The sequence below is a fragment of the Sandaracinobacteroides sp. genome, assembly GCF_057137845.1.
Map to the genome: position 1 here is coordinate 1 of NZ_DBNHFX010000034.1, position 15607 is coordinate 15607.

General features: G+C 66.0%; 12 protein-coding genes, 1 tRNA gene and 1 pseudogene. 4 read left to right on the top strand and 10 right to left on the bottom strand.

The window, feature by feature from the left end:
• On the top strand, nt 1–1338 hold a 1338-nt coding region (locus AC16JP_RS01440), incomplete at its 5' end, for a TonB-dependent receptor domain-containing protein (protein WP_484338822.1).
• A gap of 79 nt (nt 1339–1417) precedes the next feature.
• On the opposite strand, the gene AC16JP_RS01445 is transcribed toward AC16JP_RS01440, so the two are convergent.
• The 5 genes and pseudogenes from AC16JP_RS01445 to AC16JP_RS01465 form a co-directional block, all read right to left on the bottom strand.
• The gene (locus AC16JP_RS01445; RefSeq protein WP_484338823.1) at nt 1418–2116 is read right to left on the bottom strand and encodes a VIT1/CCC1 transporter family protein; all 699 of its coding nucleotides are present in this window, start codon (nt 2114–2116) and stop codon (nt 1418–1420) included.
• Nucleotides 2113–4968: a M16 family metallopeptidase gene (locus tag AC16JP_RS01450; RefSeq protein WP_484338824.1), complete on the bottom strand. Its 2856-nt coding sequence runs from the start codon at nt 4966–4968 to the stop codon at nt 2113–2115. Before AC16JP_RS01450 ends, AC16JP_RS01445 begins: the two co-directional genes overlap by 4 nt.
• On the bottom strand, nt 4965–7535 hold the full coding sequence (pepN, locus tag AC16JP_RS01455; RefSeq protein WP_484338825.1) for an aminopeptidase N: 2571 nt from the start codon (nt 7533–7535) through the stop codon (nt 4965–4967). The genes AC16JP_RS01450 and pepN overlap by 4 nt, the downstream gene beginning before the upstream one ends.
• 131 nt (nt 7536–7666) lie before the next feature.
• Nucleotides 7667–8404 (bottom strand): annotated as a pseudogene (locus tag AC16JP_RS01460) (TIGR02186 family protein); the annotation flags it as partial.
• On the bottom strand, nt 8359–9279 hold the full coding sequence (locus AC16JP_RS01465; RefSeq protein WP_484338826.1) for a sulfite exporter TauE/SafE family protein: 921 nt from the start codon (nt 9277–9279) through the stop codon (nt 8359–8361). The gene AC16JP_RS01465 and the pseudogene AC16JP_RS01460, both read right to left, overlap by 46 nt.
• A gap of 105 nt (nt 9280–9384) precedes the next feature.
• Here AC16JP_RS01465 and trmFO point away from each other — a divergent pair, with 105 nt between their 5' ends.
• On the top strand, nt 9385–10734 hold the full coding sequence (gene trmFO / locus AC16JP_RS01470) for a methylenetetrahydrofolate--tRNA-(uracil(54)-C(5))-methyltransferase (FADH(2)-oxidizing) TrmFO (RefSeq protein ID WP_484338827.1): 1350 nt from the start codon (nt 9385–9387) through the stop codon (nt 10732–10734).
• A gap of 9 nt (nt 10735–10743) precedes the next feature.
• On the opposite strand, the gene AC16JP_RS01475 is transcribed toward trmFO, so the two are convergent.
• Both AC16JP_RS01475 and AC16JP_RS01480 read right to left on the bottom strand, forming a co-directional pair.
• On the bottom strand, nt 10744–11469 hold the full coding sequence (locus tag AC16JP_RS01475; RefSeq protein ID WP_484338828.1) for a MerR family transcriptional regulator: 726 nt from the start codon (nt 11467–11469) through the stop codon (nt 10744–10746).
• 18 nt (nt 11470–11487) lie between these two features.
• Nucleotides 11488–12966, bottom strand: coding sequence for an FGGY family carbohydrate kinase (locus tag AC16JP_RS01480; protein WP_484338829.1), 1479 nt, complete (start codon nt 12964–12966; stop codon nt 11488–11490).
• Nucleotides 12967–13039: 73 nt separating this feature from the next.
• Here AC16JP_RS01480 and AC16JP_RS01485 point away from each other — a divergent pair, with 73 nt between their 5' ends.
• Nucleotides 13040–13831, top strand: coding sequence for an SDR family NAD(P)-dependent oxidoreductase (locus tag AC16JP_RS01485; RefSeq protein ID WP_484338833.1), 792 nt, complete (start codon nt 13040–13042; stop codon nt 13829–13831).
• A gap of 4 nt (nt 13832–13835) precedes the next feature.
• On the opposite strand, the gene hemF is transcribed toward AC16JP_RS01485, so the two are convergent.
• On the bottom strand, nt 13836–14720 hold the full coding sequence (gene hemF / locus AC16JP_RS01490; protein WP_484338830.1) for an oxygen-dependent coproporphyrinogen oxidase: 885 nt from the start codon (nt 14718–14720) through the stop codon (nt 13836–13838).
• Between the two features lie 122 nt (nt 14721–14842).
• Between hemF and AC16JP_RS01495 the strand changes: the two genes are divergently transcribed.
• Nucleotides 14843–14919, top strand: a tRNA-Asp gene (locus AC16JP_RS01495).
• A 105-nt stretch (nt 14920–15024) separates the two neighbouring features.
• On the opposite strand, the gene AC16JP_RS01500 is transcribed toward AC16JP_RS01495, so the two are convergent.
• The gene (locus tag AC16JP_RS01500) at nt 15025–15354 is read right to left on the bottom strand and encodes a chorismate mutase (protein WP_484338831.1); all 330 of its coding nucleotides are present in this window, start codon (nt 15352–15354) and stop codon (nt 15025–15027) included.
• Nucleotides 15342–15551 carry a DUF2842 domain-containing protein gene (locus AC16JP_RS01505; protein ID WP_484338832.1) on the bottom strand — a complete coding sequence of 70 codons (210 nt, stop codon included), beginning with the start codon at nt 15549–15551 and terminating at the stop codon, nt 15342–15344. Before AC16JP_RS01505 ends, AC16JP_RS01500 begins: the two co-directional genes overlap by 13 nt.
• Nucleotides 15552–15607: the final 56 nt, after the last annotated feature.

The window sequence follows — 15607 nt, forward strand, 5'->3', positions numbered from 1 at the left end:
GCGATTGCAGGCAACCCGGCCATTCCGGCTGCACTCCGGTCGCCGGTTGCGCTTTGGGGCGGGCTCGCGGTTCCGGGCCTCTATGGCTATGATGCCGTGGCTGCCGCCGTCGGCCGTCCGGGCGACAAGCTCGATGGTCGCGGGGTCGTCCATGATGCCTACCGGCAGACCAGCCGGAACTATGCGGTGTTCACGCACAACGTATTCCAGCTTGTGCCTGACCAACTGGAACTCACGCTTGGTGGCCGTTACACCAACGAACGCAAGACGCTGGACATGAACCTCGTCGGCAACAACACGCTGTGCGCGGCGATTGCCGGCAATCCTGCGTTCCAGTCGCTGGCGGCGCTTCCCTGTGTCATCAACCCGCTGACCTGGGCTGGCAAATCAACCAAGAGCGAAGATCGCTGGACCGGCACCGCCGTGCTCAGCTGGAAACCCACGCGCGAACTGATGGCCTATGCCAGCTACTCGCTGGGCTACAAGGCAGGCGGTTTCAACCTCGACCGCTCGTCGCTGAACTGGGCCGCTCCGAACATGGATGCGCTGAAGTTCGAGCCGGAAACAGTGAACAGCGCCGAAATCGGGGCCAAGCTCGATCTCAATGCCTTCCGGCTGAACGTCGCGGCTTTCCGGGCCATTTTCAGCCAGTTCCAGTTGAACACGTTCAACGGCACCAACTATGTGGTCGAGAATATCCAGTCGTGTCGGGACAGCCTTGGCGGCGCCGACAGCGACAATTCGGCCGCAACCGGAAGCTGCGCCGCAGATCGGCTGCGCGGCGGCGTGACTTCGACGGGCATCGAAATCGAGAGCATGCTGTTCCCGGCGCCCGACCTCGCGCTGAACGCGGGCCTCACCTATGCCCGCAGCAAGTTCCGCAACGACCTTGTCGGCGCGGGCGGCCGGCCGCTGACACCGGCGCTGGCCAACCTGCCGGGGAACCAGCTCTCTAACGCGCCGGAACTGGTGCATACGGCGTCGGTCACCTGGACCCCCGCCCTGAACGACATGTTCGGCGCGCTGGTCTATGTCGATTACCGCCTGCAGTCGGAAATCAACACCGGCTCGGACCTGTTCCCGGAAAAGCGCCAGGATTCGGTGTTCGTGGTGAACGCGCGCATCGGCCTGAACGGCAACGGTCGCCGCTGGTCGGTCGAGGCCTGGGCGCAGAACCTGTTCAACGCGCAGTACAAGCAGGTGGTGTTCAACGCGCCGCTGCAAGGTTCGGGGTCGATCGCCCAGACGGTGAATTACGGAACCCCGGCGACCACGCTGTTCGGCGCGTTCCTTGCCGAACCGCGCACCTTCGGCGTGACGGTGCGTACCAAGTTCTAATCCGGAGTTCGGTGCTTCATGCGCCAGAGCAGACGGGCGGCGGGGAAACCCGCCGCCCGTTCTGCCATCTGCCGCCTGGCTAGATCACCGTGCCGGCCAGCTTTCCGATCAGGTAGGTAAGCCCCATCGCCGCCGCGCCCCAGAACGCCACCCGGAATACTGCGCGTGCGGGCGGTGCCTTTCCCGCCCACGCCCCAAGCCAGCCAAGCGCCATCAGGCAGGGCAGGATGAACAGGACGACTGCGGGTGCGATCAGCCGTTCCGGCGCCAGCGCAGTCACGACCAGCGGCAGCGACGCGCCCACCGCGAACGTGACGGCCGACGTTCCCGCCGCCTGCAACGGCCGCGCAACCGACATGTCGGTGATGCCAAGTTCATCACGGACATGGGCGGCAAGCGCGTCGTGGTCCGTCAGTTGCTGCGCGACGATCAGCGCGGTTTCCCGGTCCAGCCCGCGCTTGCTGTAGATCCGCACCAGCTCGTCGAATTCATGGTGCGGGTAGGCGGCGATTTCGATGCGTTCGCGTTCGATCTCGGCGCGTTCGGCATCGGCCTGCGAACTGACCGACACATATTCCCCGGCCGCCATCGACATCGCGCCACCGACCAGCCCGGCAAGGCCCGCCAGCAGCACCGGTTCGTGCAGCGATTGCGCCGCGGCAACCCCGATCACCAGGCTTGCCGTCGAGATGATGCCGTCGTTCGCGCCCAGCACGGCGGCACGAAGCCAGCCGATGCGGGTGATGGTGTGGACTTCCGGGTGATGTGGTCTGTTCATGCGCCGCCTTTTTCAGCGCCGGGCATCGGCTGTTCGTCGATCGGCATACCCAGTGCCTTCAGTTGATCGAGGACCCGCGCCTTGTCGGCGACGACGACAAAAACCAGATCCGCTGGCCGGGGCAGCGGCGCCTGCCTGACGGTGGCGTCGGAAACTGCGGCGGCCCGCGCGGGCAGGGTTTTCAGATAGTCGTCCGGCCGTCCGAGGTTGGCGTTGCGTTCCAGCGCCGACATCAGCGCCGACCCGGTTTCGAATTCGCCGGGAAGCGAGCGGATCAGGTTGTTGCGTGCCAGTTCGATTTCGGCGGCCGTGGGCGGCGCCTTGCCTTCGAAAGCGCCCAGCATGTCGCGGATGGCAGCGATGCTTTTGCCGGTCGCCGGCGTTTCCACCGGCGCGGTGATCAGGAACGGCATCGCTTCGCGTGTCGGGGAAAGGCTGGACCACGCGCCATAGGACCAGTTCTGCTTTTCGCGCAGTTCCTGGTTGAGCCTCGACGACGCAAGGCCACCGAACACGTCGTTCGCAAGCGACAGCGGCAGCAGATCATCGCGGCCGCTGAACTGCGACGGCGCGGCAGCGACGATCACCGACTGTTCCGCGCCGGGCCTGTCGATCAGCACGATACGGCCGGCGGCCTGCGGTTGCGGCGCTGGTGCCTTGCTGCTGTCTGCGGGCGCGGTGCCCGCCTTCCAGTCACCGAAATTCCGTTCGAGGATCGGCAGCAGGTCTGCCATGCTGGTGTCGCCGACGACGAACAGCTGCGCCCGTTCCGGACTTAGGTTCCTGTCGTGGAAGGCGATCAGATCATCGCGGCTGACCGCCTTCAGCCCGGCTTCGGTGCCGCTGCCGGTGAAGCTGGCGCCATAGGGGTGGGCAGGGCCATAGAGAAGCGGGGGAAGCGCCCGCATCGCAAGGCCGTTCGGGTCGTTTTCCTCGCGCTTCAGTTGGGTGAGGGCCTGCATGCGCACCCGTTCCAACTGGTCTTGCGGGAACGACGGATGGCGCACGACATCTGCGAACAGTTGCACCGAATCCGCCAGATTGGGGGTCAGCGCGTTCAGGCTGTAGCGCGTGCGATCGAGGCTGGCGGAAGCGCCGATCCCGGCCCCCAGCCGTTCCGACAACCGCGCGATCGCCGGTCCGTCCATCGGCCCGAGGCGGCCGTCCGTCCCCTCGTCGACGAGGTTCAGCATCAGCGTCTGGGTGCCTGGCTTTTCCCGGCTGTCGGCCGCGATGCCGCCCGGCATCGACAGCATCATTCGCACGACAGGCACCGCCGTCGTGCGCGCGAAAACCAGTTGCATGCCGTTCGACAGCGTCGCACGTTCGATTGTCGGCAGGCGAAATTCGGTGGCGGGGCCGGCCGCTGGCAGCCCATGCGAGCGATCTGCGGGTGGCCCTGTGTGTGCGGCGGGCGCAGGCTCGGCAAGCGACGCGGGCAAACGCACCGAAGGCGGCGGCACGACTTCGCGTGGCGACCGTTCGCCCGGAACCAGCGTCAGGCGGAAATCACCCTGCGTCAGCCATTTTTCCGCTGCCCGGCGCACACTTCCCGGCGTCGCCGAGGCGTAGTTCATCAGGTCGTCGCGGTAATCGCCGGGATTGCCAGCGTAAAGCAGCCCTTCGGCCAGTGCCACACCCTTGCCGCCGAAGCCGCCGACCTTTTCCAGCCCGCGAATGGTTCCGCCGACCGCCCGCATCGCCACCCGGTCCACTTCGTCGGCGGTTGGGCCATGTTGCAGGAATTCGGCCAGAATTTCGTCGATCCGTTTCTCTACTTTGGCCGGGTCAGCGCCCGGCGCCAGCTCGACCGACAGGCTGGCGATCCCTGCACGAACCTGATCGCCGACCGATCCGCCGACCGACACCGCAACCCGTTCCTCTCGCACCAGTTTTTCCTGTAGCCGCGAGGTTGCGCCGCCTGCCAGAATGGCAAGCGCCACCTGCAAATCGGCGACTTCGGCGGGGTTGTCCCTGCCCGGCACCGCCCAGAAGCGGCTCAGCCTGGTGGTTGGAACACGGTCGGCCATGGTGGCGCGCGTCGTCTGCTGGCGCAGCGGCACCCAGCCGGCAAAGCGTTCCGGTGTCGGCCCGGCGGGGATTTCGCCGAACCATTTTTCAACCAGTGGTTTGGCCGTAGCCGCGTCGATGTCGCCTGCCAGCACCAGAACGGCGTTGTTCGGGCCATAGGCGCCCTTGAACCAGCGGCGCGCGTCGTCGAGGGTTGCGGCGTTCAGGTCCTCGGGGCGGCCGATCGTCGAAATCGCCATCGGGTGATCGGGCGGAAACAATTCCTTCAGAAGCTCGTATTGCGTCAGTCCGCCCGGCGCATTGTCTCCCTGGCGCTTTTCATTGAGCACCACCTTGCGCTGCGCATCCAGCTTTTCCTGATTCAGTGCGGGCAGCAGAAAGCCCATGCGGTCGGATTCAAGGAACAGCGCCAGATCGAGTGCGGGTGTCGGCACGGTTTCGAAATAGTTGGTGCGGTCGAAGCTGGTGGTGCCATTGAAGTCGGTGGCGCCGATTGCTTCCAATGGCCGGAAATGGTCGCCCTGATGATGTTCCGAACCATAGAACATCAGATGTTCGAACAGGTGCGCAAAGCCCGACCTGCCGACCGGTTCATCCACCGAGCCGACCCCATACCAGACACCGACATGCACCAGCGGCGCCTTGCGGTCGGTGTGGACGACGACGCGCAGGCCGTTATCCAGCGTGAACTGTTCGTAGGGAATGTCGACGCGCTGGACGAGGTCCGACAGCGGGGCCGGATCGGCCTTCAGGGCAGTGGTCCCTAGCAGCGCGATGGCCATAAGGGCGCTGAACGTGCGGAGCATAGCGAATCCCGTCATTGCAGGCTGTTGGTAACGACTTCCAGCAGATCGCGCGAGATGCCGGGCGCCCGGGCAAGCTGACGCAGTTCCGCCTCCATCAGCGGCCCCCAGGGCGCGGCAAAGCGCCGCCAGCGGGCCAGCGGCTGCACCAGCCGGGCTGCCGACTGCGGGTTCAGCGCATCGACCGCCAGCACCTCGCGCGCGAGGAGCGCATAGCCGCGCCCCCAGCGATCGTGAAAGCGTGGCTGGTTCAGGCCGAACGTCAAGAGCAGCGAGCGCAGCCGGTTCGGGTTGCGCCTGTCGAACTGGGGGTGGCAGAGCAGCTTCTCCACCACATGCAGCGTGTCCTCGCGCGTGGAGGCCGCCTGCGTCGCGAACCATTTGTCGAGGACTTCCGGAAGCTGGCCATAGGCGATCTGGAACCGCGCCAGCGCCTCGTCGCGCGCGGGCGCCGCCGAGTGGCTGAGGGCTGCGAGCGCCGACATCCGGTCGGTCATGCAGGCGGCGTCGCGGTAGTGGCGGAGCGCCACACCCACCGCGTCGTCGGCATCTCCGGCCAGCAATTGCGTCAGCAGTACGCCCTTCAGCCGACGCAGCCCCTTGGCGCGCGGCGACAGATCGGCTGGATCGGTGACGCACGCCTTCAGGATTGCATGCATCCGCTCCCCGAGGTCGGCCTCGATGTAGCGGCTGACCGCGGTGCGGTGGAAGTGGATCGCCTCGGGATCGACGAGGATCAACTGGTCGCCGATCATCGTCTCTGATGGCAGTTCCAGCGCCTCCGCCACGAAGGCCGGGTCGTCATGCCAGCCGTCCAGCAGGGCCGACAGCGCGATGGCGACATCCTGATGCCCTGTCGCCCGTCCGGTCGCGATCGATCGTGCAAGCGACGACAGCATCAACTGCTGCAGGGCTTCGTAGCGCGCGAACGGTTCGTCTTCGTGCCGGGCGAGCAGGCGCAGATGCTGGCGCGACTGCGGCGGGCCGGTCACAACGGGCGCTGCAAACCCGCGGTTCGCTGACAGCACCGGCGGCGCGCGTACGCCGTTCACGGTCAGCCTCGTTTCGGATTCCACGAGGACCAGATCATCCCGTTCATGGATACGGGCGCCGTCTGCGGCGAACAGCGCAAAGCGCATCGGGATCGGCAATGGCGCGGCGCCGGGGGCTTTCGGATTGGACTGCGTGAAAATCAGTTTGGCGGTGGCGCTTTCGGCATGGTGCAGCACTTCTGCCGATACGCGCGGCGTACCCGCCTGTTCATACCATCTTCGGAAGCGCGTGCCATCCAGCCCTTCGGCAGACATCGCGTCGAGGAAATCCTCGATCGTCGCTGCCTTGCCGTCGTTTGCATCGAAATAGCGATCGCAGGCGCGTCGATAGCGTTCCGGGCCGAGCAGGGTTGCGATCATCCGGATCAGTTCGGCGCCCTTGTCGTAGATGGTCGTGGTATAGAAGTTCGAAATCTCGGCATAGCTTTGCGGCCGGACCGGATGTGCCAGCGGACCGTCGTCCTCGGGGAACTGGGCCGCGCGCAGCGCGCGGGCGGTTTCGATGCGGCGGACCGCTGCCGAACCATGGCTGGCGCTGAACTGCTGATCCCGGAACACGGTCAGCCCTTCTTTCAGGCTGAGCTGGAACCAGTCGCGGCAGGTGACGCGGTTGCCCGACCAGTTGTGGAAATATTCATGTGCAACGATCGCCGAAATATGATCGAAGTCGCGGTCGGTTGCGGTGTCGTGGTCGGCCAGCACATAGCGGGCGTTGAAGATGTTGAGGCCCTTGTTCTCCATCGCGCCGAAGTTGAAATCACGCACGGCGACGATGTTGAACTGGTCGAGATCATATTCCCGGCCATAGGCCTGTTCGTCCCAGGCCATGGCTGCCTTCAGGCTGTCCATCGCGTGGCGGCAGCGGGGAAGATCGGTGGCCGCCGCCCAGATCGCCAGACTGATCTGCCGCCCCGAACAGGTGACGAAGCTGTCGTTCAACGACGACAGGCGCCCGGCGACGGCGGCGAACAGGTAGCCGGGCTTCGGGTGGGGATCGTCCCACTCGGCGAAATGGCGCCCGCCGGGAAGTTCGCCGGTCTTGCCCGGATTGCCGTTCGACAGCAGCACCGGGCGCGATGCCCGATCTGCCTCCAGGCGCACATGGTAGCGGCTCAGCACGTCGGGCCGGTCGGGAAAATAGGTGATGCGTCGGAAGCCCTCGGCCTCGCACTGGGTGCAGAGTATGTCCCCCGACGAATACAGCCCCATCAGCCGGGTGTTGCCGGAAGGGCGGATCGCAACCAGCGTTTCCACTTCGGCTTCGTCGGCGTCGATCGTCAGGCGCAGACCCGTCGCGCTGTCATTCGGCAGCGGCTGGGCGACGCCGTCGATCCTGAGGTCCAGCAGTTCCAGTTCTTCGCCATCGAGCAGCAGCGGTTCGGCGTGCCGGCCGTTGCGGCGCACTTTCAGCCTTGCCTGCACCAGCGTTCGTTCGTCGGCCAGCCGGAACAGCAGGTTCGTTTCCGGAACCAGCCATCTGGGTGGCTCATAGTCTTCGAGGCGCTTGAGCGGCAGGGACGCGGTTACGTTCATCGGCAGAAGCTAGGGGTGGCAGGGCCGCTCGGCAATGGTGATCGGATGGACGGGCCGCCTCAGGCGTCGCGCCGCCGGCCGATGGTGCCGGCAGCGCCGCCCATCGCCAGCGCAATGCCGACTGCGGCAAGGCCATAGAGGAATCCGTGCTTGTGGGCGAACACATAGACCGAGCGTTCGAACCCGGTCTTGTCGACGATCACCTTGGCCGATGAACTGGCGCGCACCTTGCCGTCGTCGATCAGGTAGATTTCCGCCTGATAATTGCCGACGGGAACCGCAGCCGGAATCGGCAGCCGCGCGCGATAGAGGATGCGGTCGGTCACCTGCACGCCATAAGGTTGCTCGACGAACAGGCCGTCGCGCTGCCTGAGACCGATGAGGCCGCGCTCGAACTGGCCGGAAAGGGCAGGGTCGGCGGCGGTCGCGGGCGACAGTTGCAGGTGGTTCAGCCCGATCTCGTAGATGGCGGCGCTGCGTTCATCGAGAAGCTGGTGGATAGGCCGGGTGGTTGCGACGGCATAATAGCCGGGCGCGGATTCAAAGCGGATCGCCTGGGTGTTCACCCAGATACCGGCAACCCGCGCCTTTTTGCGCACGGTGATGGCGTCGGCCGGGCCGCGCAGCACCACGGCGATGCCGGGTGGTTCCGACGGAGTTCTGCCCCCCGGATACTGGATGGCGCCGAAGATCAGCAGCTCGGAACCGGCGAAACGGTGCGAGATTTCGATACGGCTTTGCGAAAGGTCGGTGACGAGCCTGGTCTGCGCGCCTGCCGGTGCGGCCGGTATCGCCATCGCCAGCACGGTGATCGCCAGCGCCTTCATGAAAAGGCTGTCTGGATCGAGAACAGGTCGCGCGGCGTCCATGCAAGGCCGACCGCAAGGCGCGCCGCCACCATCAGCACGATAAGCGCCAGAAACAATCGCAGCCGTTCGGCCGGCAGCCGCTGCGCCGCCTGTGCCCCGAATTGCGCGCCGACGACGCCGCCGACCAGCAGCAGCAGCGCCAGCACGATATCGACGGTTTGCGAACTGGTCGCCTGCAACACGGTGGCCGCCGCCGAGATGAACACGATCTGGAACAGGCTGGTGCCGACCACGACGCCTGCCGCCATGCCCAGCAGATAGAGCATCGCCGGCACGAGGATGAACCCGCCGCCGACCCCCATGATCACCGTCAGCACACCGACACCGGCGCCGACCATGAACGGCGCCAGCGGCGAGATGAAGACGCCTGAACGTGGAAAACGCATCTTCATCGGCAGCGCCGCGACCAGCGGATGATGCCGCCGCGCGCGCGTCTGCGGGGCATTGCCGTCGCGCAACTGTCTGATGGAACGCATGGATTCCTTCAGCATCAGCCCGCCGACCGATCCCAGCAGGATCACATAGACAAGCCCGATCGTCACATCGACCTGCCCCAGCGAACGCAGCCAGTCGAACAGCCGGGAACCGATTGCTGTGCCGACGAAGCCGCCCGCGATCAGCACGCCCCCCATCTTCATGTCGATCTGGCCGCGCCGGTAATAGGCCAGCGCCCCCGACACGCCCGAGCCGGTGACCTGCACCACCGACGAGCCGACGGCGATGGCCGGCGGGATGCCGTAGAAGATCAGCAACGGCGTGGTCAGGAAGCCGCCGCCAACACCGAACAGGCCGGACAGAAACCCCACCAGCGCCCCCAGCCCGATGATGACGAGCGCGTTGACGGACATCTCGGCGATGGGAAGATAAAGGTCCACGCAGCTTCATAGCCGGAAAATCCGCCGGTGGAAGCAGGCGGGCCGGCCGAAACATCGGCGACTGCACGTCTTGCGGGCGGCCTCATGCGGCGGCAATGGGCTTCGATGCACGATCCGGTTCACATCATCGGCGGCGGCCTTGCCGGTTCAGAAGCAGCATGGCAGCTTGCCGCGCGCGGTGTCAGCGTGGTGCTGCACGAAATGCGCGGCACCCGCATGACGCCCGCCCACCAGACCGACGGCCTTGCCGAACTGGTCTGTTCGAACAGCTTTCGATCCGACGACAGCGATTACAATGCGGTCGGCTTGCTGCACCATGAAATGCGAAGCATGGGCTCGCTGGTGATGCAGGCAGCCGACGCCGCGCGTGTGCCCGCCGGTTCGGCCCTTGCCGTCGACCGCGACAGGTTTTCGCAGGCCGTAACCGGGGCGCTGGCTGCGCACCCGCTGGTGACGGTCGTGCGCGAAGAAGTGGAGGCGCCCGATCCTGCATGGAAGCATGTGCTGATAGCAACCGGCCCGCTTACATCCGAGCCGCTGGCGCGGTTCATCGAAGGCCTGACGGGCGAGGGGCATCTGGCGTTTTTCGACGCGATTGCGCCGATCGTCCATGCAGATTCCGTCGACATGGGGATCGCGTGGCGCCAGTCCCGCTATGACAAGGGCGCCGAAGGCGGCGGCCTGCACGCGCCGGGCGAAGGCGACTATCTGAACTGTCCGATGGACAAGGCCCAGTATCAGGCCTTCGTCGAGGCGCTGCTTGCGGGCGAAAAGGCCCCGTTCCGCGACTGGGAACGCGATACGCCCTGGTTCGAGGGTTGCATGCCTGTCGAAGTGATGGCCGAGCGCGGCCCCGGCACGCTTCGCTTCGGCCCGATGAAGCCGGTGGGGCTGCGCGACCCGCGCACCGGCAGGCGGCCCTATGCGGTTGTGCAACTGCGGCAGGACAATGCCTCTGGCACGCTCCTCAATATGGTCGGCTTCCAGACCAAGCTGAAGCATTCGGAACAATTGCGGATTTTCCGCACCATTCCGGGCCTCGGGAATGCCGAGTTCGCCCGGCTGGGCGGCGTCCATCGCAACAGTTTCATCCGTTCGCCGGTGCTGCTCGACCCGACGCTGCGTCTGGGGGCGGATTTGCGTATTCATTTCGCCGGCCAGATCACTGGCTGCGAAGGCTATGTGGAATCGGCTGCTGTAGGGTTGATGGCGGGGATTTTCCTTGCCAGCCGCGTGGCCGGGCGGCGGCCGGTGCCGCCACCGCCGGAAACGGCGATGGGCGCGTTGCTGGCGCACATCACCACAGGCGCGATTGCCGACAGTTTTCAGCCGATGAACGTGAATTTCGGGCTGTTCCCGCCGCTTGTCGATGCTGCAAAGGGCCGCGAGCGCAAGGCGTCGCTGGCGCAGCGGGCAAAGGCGGCATTCGCGCAATGGAAGGCCGTGCAGGCCTGACCGCCGTTTTCAGCCGTGCGGGATGGCGCTTGCGTCCTGTTCGTCCAGCCGGTTGTCGTTGGCGATCCTGCGCCGCTCGGACAGCAGGTTCAGGATTTCGCGCGTGAAGAATTCGGCCATCAACTGATTCAGGATGCCGATCCCGCGTTCGGCCATGTCGGCTGCCTCCAGTTCGGTCACATGCGGCGCGACATTGGCGAAAAACTCGTCCAGCTCCATCTGCGCCAACTGGTGCATCACGGCGACGAACCGGCCGACACCGGCGTCGTGATAGCCACGCTCGCGGGTGAAGCCGATCTTCTGTGCGTCGGCCAGCAGCCGAAGGATCCGCTGGTCGCGTGGCGACAGTTTGTTATCGGCGGCAGGCGACACCACTTCGGCGCGGCGGAACTCGGCCAGATTTTCAGGGTCGGCGCCGATTTCCTGCATGAACGCGTGCGCATCGACACGTTCGCCTTCGGAATCGAGGCGCGCGCGCAGCAGATGGTCGAACTCGGGCAGCATTGCCGGTTCCAGCAGCCCGATCTGCTCGCCTTCGAACAAAGACCGGATCACCGACAGCGGCAGGAAGCGTTCATCCTTCAGCCGACGTATCGTCAGCAGCCGGGCGAGATGCCCGTCGTTATAGGTCGCGCTGTTGCGATGCGTGCGGTCCGGTTCGGGCAACAGCCCTTCGCGGATATAGAAACGGATCGTCTCCCGAGAGACGCCGGACGCCTTTTCAAGATCGCGCATGCGCATCGCGCTACCTTATCAACTGCCCCCGTCGGCCGCCACCCCGGCCTGCACCTGCGCGATCGCGCGCTTCCACAATGCCCGTCGGGCCTGTCGTCTGGTCTCGTCCGTCGATGGCTGGAATTGCCGGTCGGCGTGCACCATCGCTGTTGCGGCCTCGTCCAGATCTGCGAACAGGCCGACGCCGACCGCCGCCAGCATGGCTGCACCCAGCGCAGTCGTTTCGATGCAGGCGGGACGTTCAACGATCAACCCGGTTGCGTCGGCGAAGTCCTGACACAGCCAGCCGTTCGCTGCCATGCCGCCATCCACTTTCAGCGCGGCAAGCGGCACGCCGTCGCCCCGGAATGCGTCGGCCAGATCGGCGGTCTGCTGGCCCATCGCTTCGAGTGTGGCGCGCACGATATGCGCGCGGGTCGTGCCGCCGGTGATCCCCGTCAGCAGGCCGCGCGCGCCGGGCTGCCAATAGGGAGCGCCCAGCCCGGCAAAGGCCGGCACGAAGGTGACGCCGCCGCTGTCCGGCACGGATTGCGCCAGTTCCTCGGATCGGGCTGCCCGGTCGAGGATGCCCAGTGCGTCGCGCAGCCATTTGATCGCGTCGCCGCCGACGAACACCGAGCCCTCCAGCGCATAGGCCAGCGGCGACGACGACAGCCATGTCGAAAGCAGCCGGTTCGTCGATACGGGTGGCGTGGCGCCTGCATGGGCAAGCATGAAGATGCCGGTGCCGTAGGTGCATTTGGCAAGGCCCGGGCGGTTGCATCCCTGGCCGATGGTTGCGGACTGCTGGTCGCCCGCCATGCCGCTGATGAACAGCGAGCGGCCGAAGTGGCGCGTTTCCGCCAGCAGGCCGGTCATCGGCGCGATGGCAGCCAGTGCGCCTGCCGGCACTTCGAACAGGCTGACGAGATCAGGCGCCCATTGCGCGCGATGCAGGTCCATAAGCATCGTCCGCGAAGCGTTGCTGGCGTCGGTCAGGTGCGCGCCGGTCAGCTTGAACAGCAGCCAGGATTCGACCGTGCCGATCGCCAGGTCGCCGCTGGCGGCTGCATCGCGCACGGTTGGCAGATTTGCGATTGCCCAGCGGATCTTGCTTGCGGAAAAATAAGGGTCCAGCAGCAGGCCGGTCGTCTGTTGCAGATGTTCCTCGTGGCCGGCTGCTTTCAGCGCCATGCAGGCATCGGCAGTGCGGCGGTCCTGCCAGACGATCGCCGGCGCCAGCGGCTCGCCGTTGCGGCGGCTCCAGAAAATCGTCGTCTCGCGCTGGTTGGTGATGCCGATCGCGGCCACGCGGTCGCCGACCCGGGCCATCACCTCGGCGGCGGCCTGTTCGCCGCGCAGCCAGATTTCCGTTGCGTCCTGTTCCACCCACCCCGGCTGCGGGAACGACTGGCTGATCGGATATTGCGCCGAATCGACGATTCCGCCCGACAGGTCGAAGGCAAGCGCGCGGGTCGAAGTCGTGCCCGAGTCGATCGCAAGGATGAGCGGTTCCATGACTGTCGATGCTGACGGGTTGCACCACGCCGGGCAAGTGTTGATGCTGGGTCGGGAATTTCAACCGGAAGGGATGGCGATGCGCTTCGAAGGCAAGGTGGTGCTGGTGACAGGGGCTGCATCGGGGATCGGGCGGGCGGCGGCACGGCAGTTTGCGCGCGAAGGCGCGTTCGTGTTGGCCGCCGACTGGTCGGCCGCCGTCGAGGAAACGGTTGCCGGGGTGCGCGCGGCAGGCGGCGGCGCCGAGGCTCTTGTCGGAGACGCCGGCGACGAGGCGTTCGTACGCGCGGCGGTGGACCGGGCGGCAGCAGACCACGGCAGGCTGGATGCGCTGTTCGCCAACGCCGGCGTTTCCGGCGGCATGGCGCTGCTCGCCGATATTGGCGTCGAGGAATGGGAGAAGGTGCTCAGGGTAAACCTGATCGGCGTGTTTCTGGCCATTCGCGAAGGCGCGCGGGTGATGGTTCCGCAGGGCAGGGGCGCGATCGTCACCACGGCAAGCGTCGCCGGGATCCGCTCGGGCGCGGGCGGCATGCCCTATTCCGCCTCGAAGGCGGGCGTCATCAACCTGACGCAGACATCGGCGAACCAGTTGGGCGGCACCGGCGTTCGCGTGAACTGTATCTGCCCTGGCCTTACGGAAACCGGGATGACCGCCCCCATGTTCGAGGGCGCCCGCGCACGCGGCCGCGAGGACAAGCTTGGCCAGTTGAACCCGTTGCGCCGCTATGCGCACCCCGAAGAACAGGCGGCGGTTGCGGTGTTCCTTGCCTCGGACGACGCGAGCTATGTGAACGGGCAGGCGATTGCAGTCGATGGCGGACTGTCTTCCAGCCACCCGACGGTGCCTGGAAAGTTCGTCTGACGCGCTATTCCCAGACGGCTTCGGGCGGCAGCGACATCAGGATCGCATCGGTGTTGCCGCCCGTCTTCAGGCCGAAGGTGGTGCCGCGATCATAGACCAGATTGAACTCGGCATAGAGGCCGCGATACTTCAGCAGTTCGTGCCGTTCGGCCGGGCTCCAGCCTTCGGCCATGCGGCGGCGCACGATCGCCGGAAAGGCGGCCAGAAAAGTTTCGCCGACATCGCGTGTATAGGCGAAATGGCTGTCGAAGTCGGTCGGGGTGTCGGCGGACAGCCAGTCATAGAAAATGCCGCCGACGCCGCGTGCGCGTTTGCGGTGCGGGATGTGGAAATATTCGTCGCACCATGCGCTGTGGCGGGGCCAGAAGCCGGCATCGTGCCGATTGCAGGCCGCTTCGAACGCTGCGCGGAACGACGCCGTGTCGTCGGCGCGGGGCAGGGCGGGGTTCAGGTCGGCGCCGCCGCCGAACCAGCGTTTGGTGGTGACGAGAAACCGCGTGTTCATGTGCACGGCCGGCACATGCGGGTTCGCCATATGCGCGACGAGGCTGATCCCGGTTGCGAAAAAGCGCGGGTCGGCGTCGGCTCCGGGGATGGATTTGGCGAACTCGGGGTTGAACTCGCCGTGTACGGTCGAGATGTTGACCCCGACCTTCTCGAAGATTCGCCCCTTCATCACGCCCATGGTGCCGCCGCCGCCCGGCGCGCCGCTGTGGTCTGCCCGGTCCCAGCGGGTGAACTGGAAACGCCCCGGCCCGGCTGGTGCATTCGGCAGGGCGGAAAGCGCGGCGCCTTCGTCCTCGATGCGTTCGAATTCGGCGGTGATGCGGTCGCGGAGCGAGCGGAACCAGCTTTCCGCCGCAAGCTGCTGTTCGTCGAAACCAGTCATGCCTTTGCAGGTGCCACTGAACGGGTAGGCCACGCAACCTTTGTGGCTGTGTAGCTGATCCCCGGCGGATCGGTGTTGACAGGGGCCGAGCCGACGCATAAAGCCGCGCCTCCACAAGTAGTGCGGGCGTAGCTCAGTCGGTTAGAGTGCCGGCCTGTCACGCCGGAGGTCGCGGGTTCGAGCCCCGTCGCTCGCGCCACTTGTGGAGTAGTTTTCTGCCGCAACATGCTGCAGACGAACGAAAAAGGGCTGCCTTCGCGGGCAGCCCTTTTTGTTTGCGTGTGGTTTCCTGTAGGCCTGTCCGTCAGCGTTTTGCGCCGGATGCCGGGCGTATCCTGTCCCATTTGTCGAACTCGTGCGCGATCGAGGCTTCGACCAGCGCCTCCCACAGTGCGCCGATGATGGCGGGGTCGAGGCCGAGGCGCACGGCTTCGTCGCGGGCATTCCCGATCACCTGCCATTTGCGCGGCTCGTCGCGGACCTGCGCGCGCTCGGGCTTGATTCGGGCGGCGGCATCCATGAATCGGAATCGTTCCGCCAGCAGCGCGACGATTTCGCGGTCCAGATGGTCCACGCCGGTGCGGACTTCGGCCATCGTGCGGCAATCTTCGGGCGGCTTCCTCATGGGCGCCATTTGCCCGTTTCGATCCACGTCAGCACTGGCCGCAGCGGAAAGGCCCATGCAACGCCGAGGAATGCCCAGATCGGCAGTTGCAGCAGCGGATGCAGCGTCGCGACCGGCTCGAACAGCCAGACCGCGAACAGAACATAGGCGAATATGCCGAGGAGGACGGCGAGAATCCCGAGCGGCCGTCTGAGCGAAGGTGTCATGGATTGCGTTTAGCCGCGCTTGCCGAAAGGTGGAAGGCCGTCGGCGTGGCGACTGC

What these genes read in the sequence shown, in the direction of transcription:
- AC16JP_RS01445 (WP_484338823.1), bottom strand. Translation starts at nt 2,116, where the DNA reads ATGAACAGACCACATCACCCGGAAGTCCACACCATCACCCGCATCGGC.
- AC16JP_RS01450 (WP_484338824.1), bottom strand. Translation starts at nt 4,968, where the DNA reads ATGACGGGATTCGCTATGCTCCGCACGTTCAGCGCCCTTATGGCCATC.
- pepN (WP_484338825.1), bottom strand. Translation starts at nt 7,535, where the DNA reads ATGAACGTAACCGCGTCCCTGCCGCTCAAGCGCCTCGAAGACTATGAG.
- trmFO (WP_484338827.1), top strand. Translation starts at nt 9,385, where the DNA reads ATGCACGATCCGGTTCACATCATCGGCGGCGGCCTTGCCGGTTCAGAA.
- AC16JP_RS01475 (WP_484338828.1), bottom strand. Translation starts at nt 11,469, where the DNA reads ATGCGCGATCTTGAAAAGGCGTCCGGCGTCTCTCGGGAGACGATCCGT.
- AC16JP_RS01480 (WP_484338829.1), bottom strand. Translation starts at nt 12,966, where the DNA reads ATGGAACCGCTCATCCTTGCGATCGACTCGGGCACGACTTCGACCCGC.
- AC16JP_RS01485 (WP_484338833.1), top strand. Translation starts at nt 13,040, where the DNA reads ATGGCGATGCGCTTCGAAGGCAAGGTGGTGCTGGTGACAGGGGCTGCA.
- hemF (WP_484338830.1), bottom strand. Translation starts at nt 14,720, where the DNA reads ATGACTGGTTTCGACGAACAGCAGCTTGCGGCGGAAAGCTGGTTCCGC.
- AC16JP_RS01500 (WP_484338831.1), bottom strand. Translation starts at nt 15,354, where the DNA reads ATGGCGCCCATGAGGAAGCCGCCCGAAGATTGCCGCACGATGGCCGAA.
- AC16JP_RS01505 (WP_484338832.1), bottom strand. Translation starts at nt 15,551, where the DNA reads ATGACACCTTCGCTCAGACGGCCGCTCGGGATTCTCGCCGTCCTCCTC.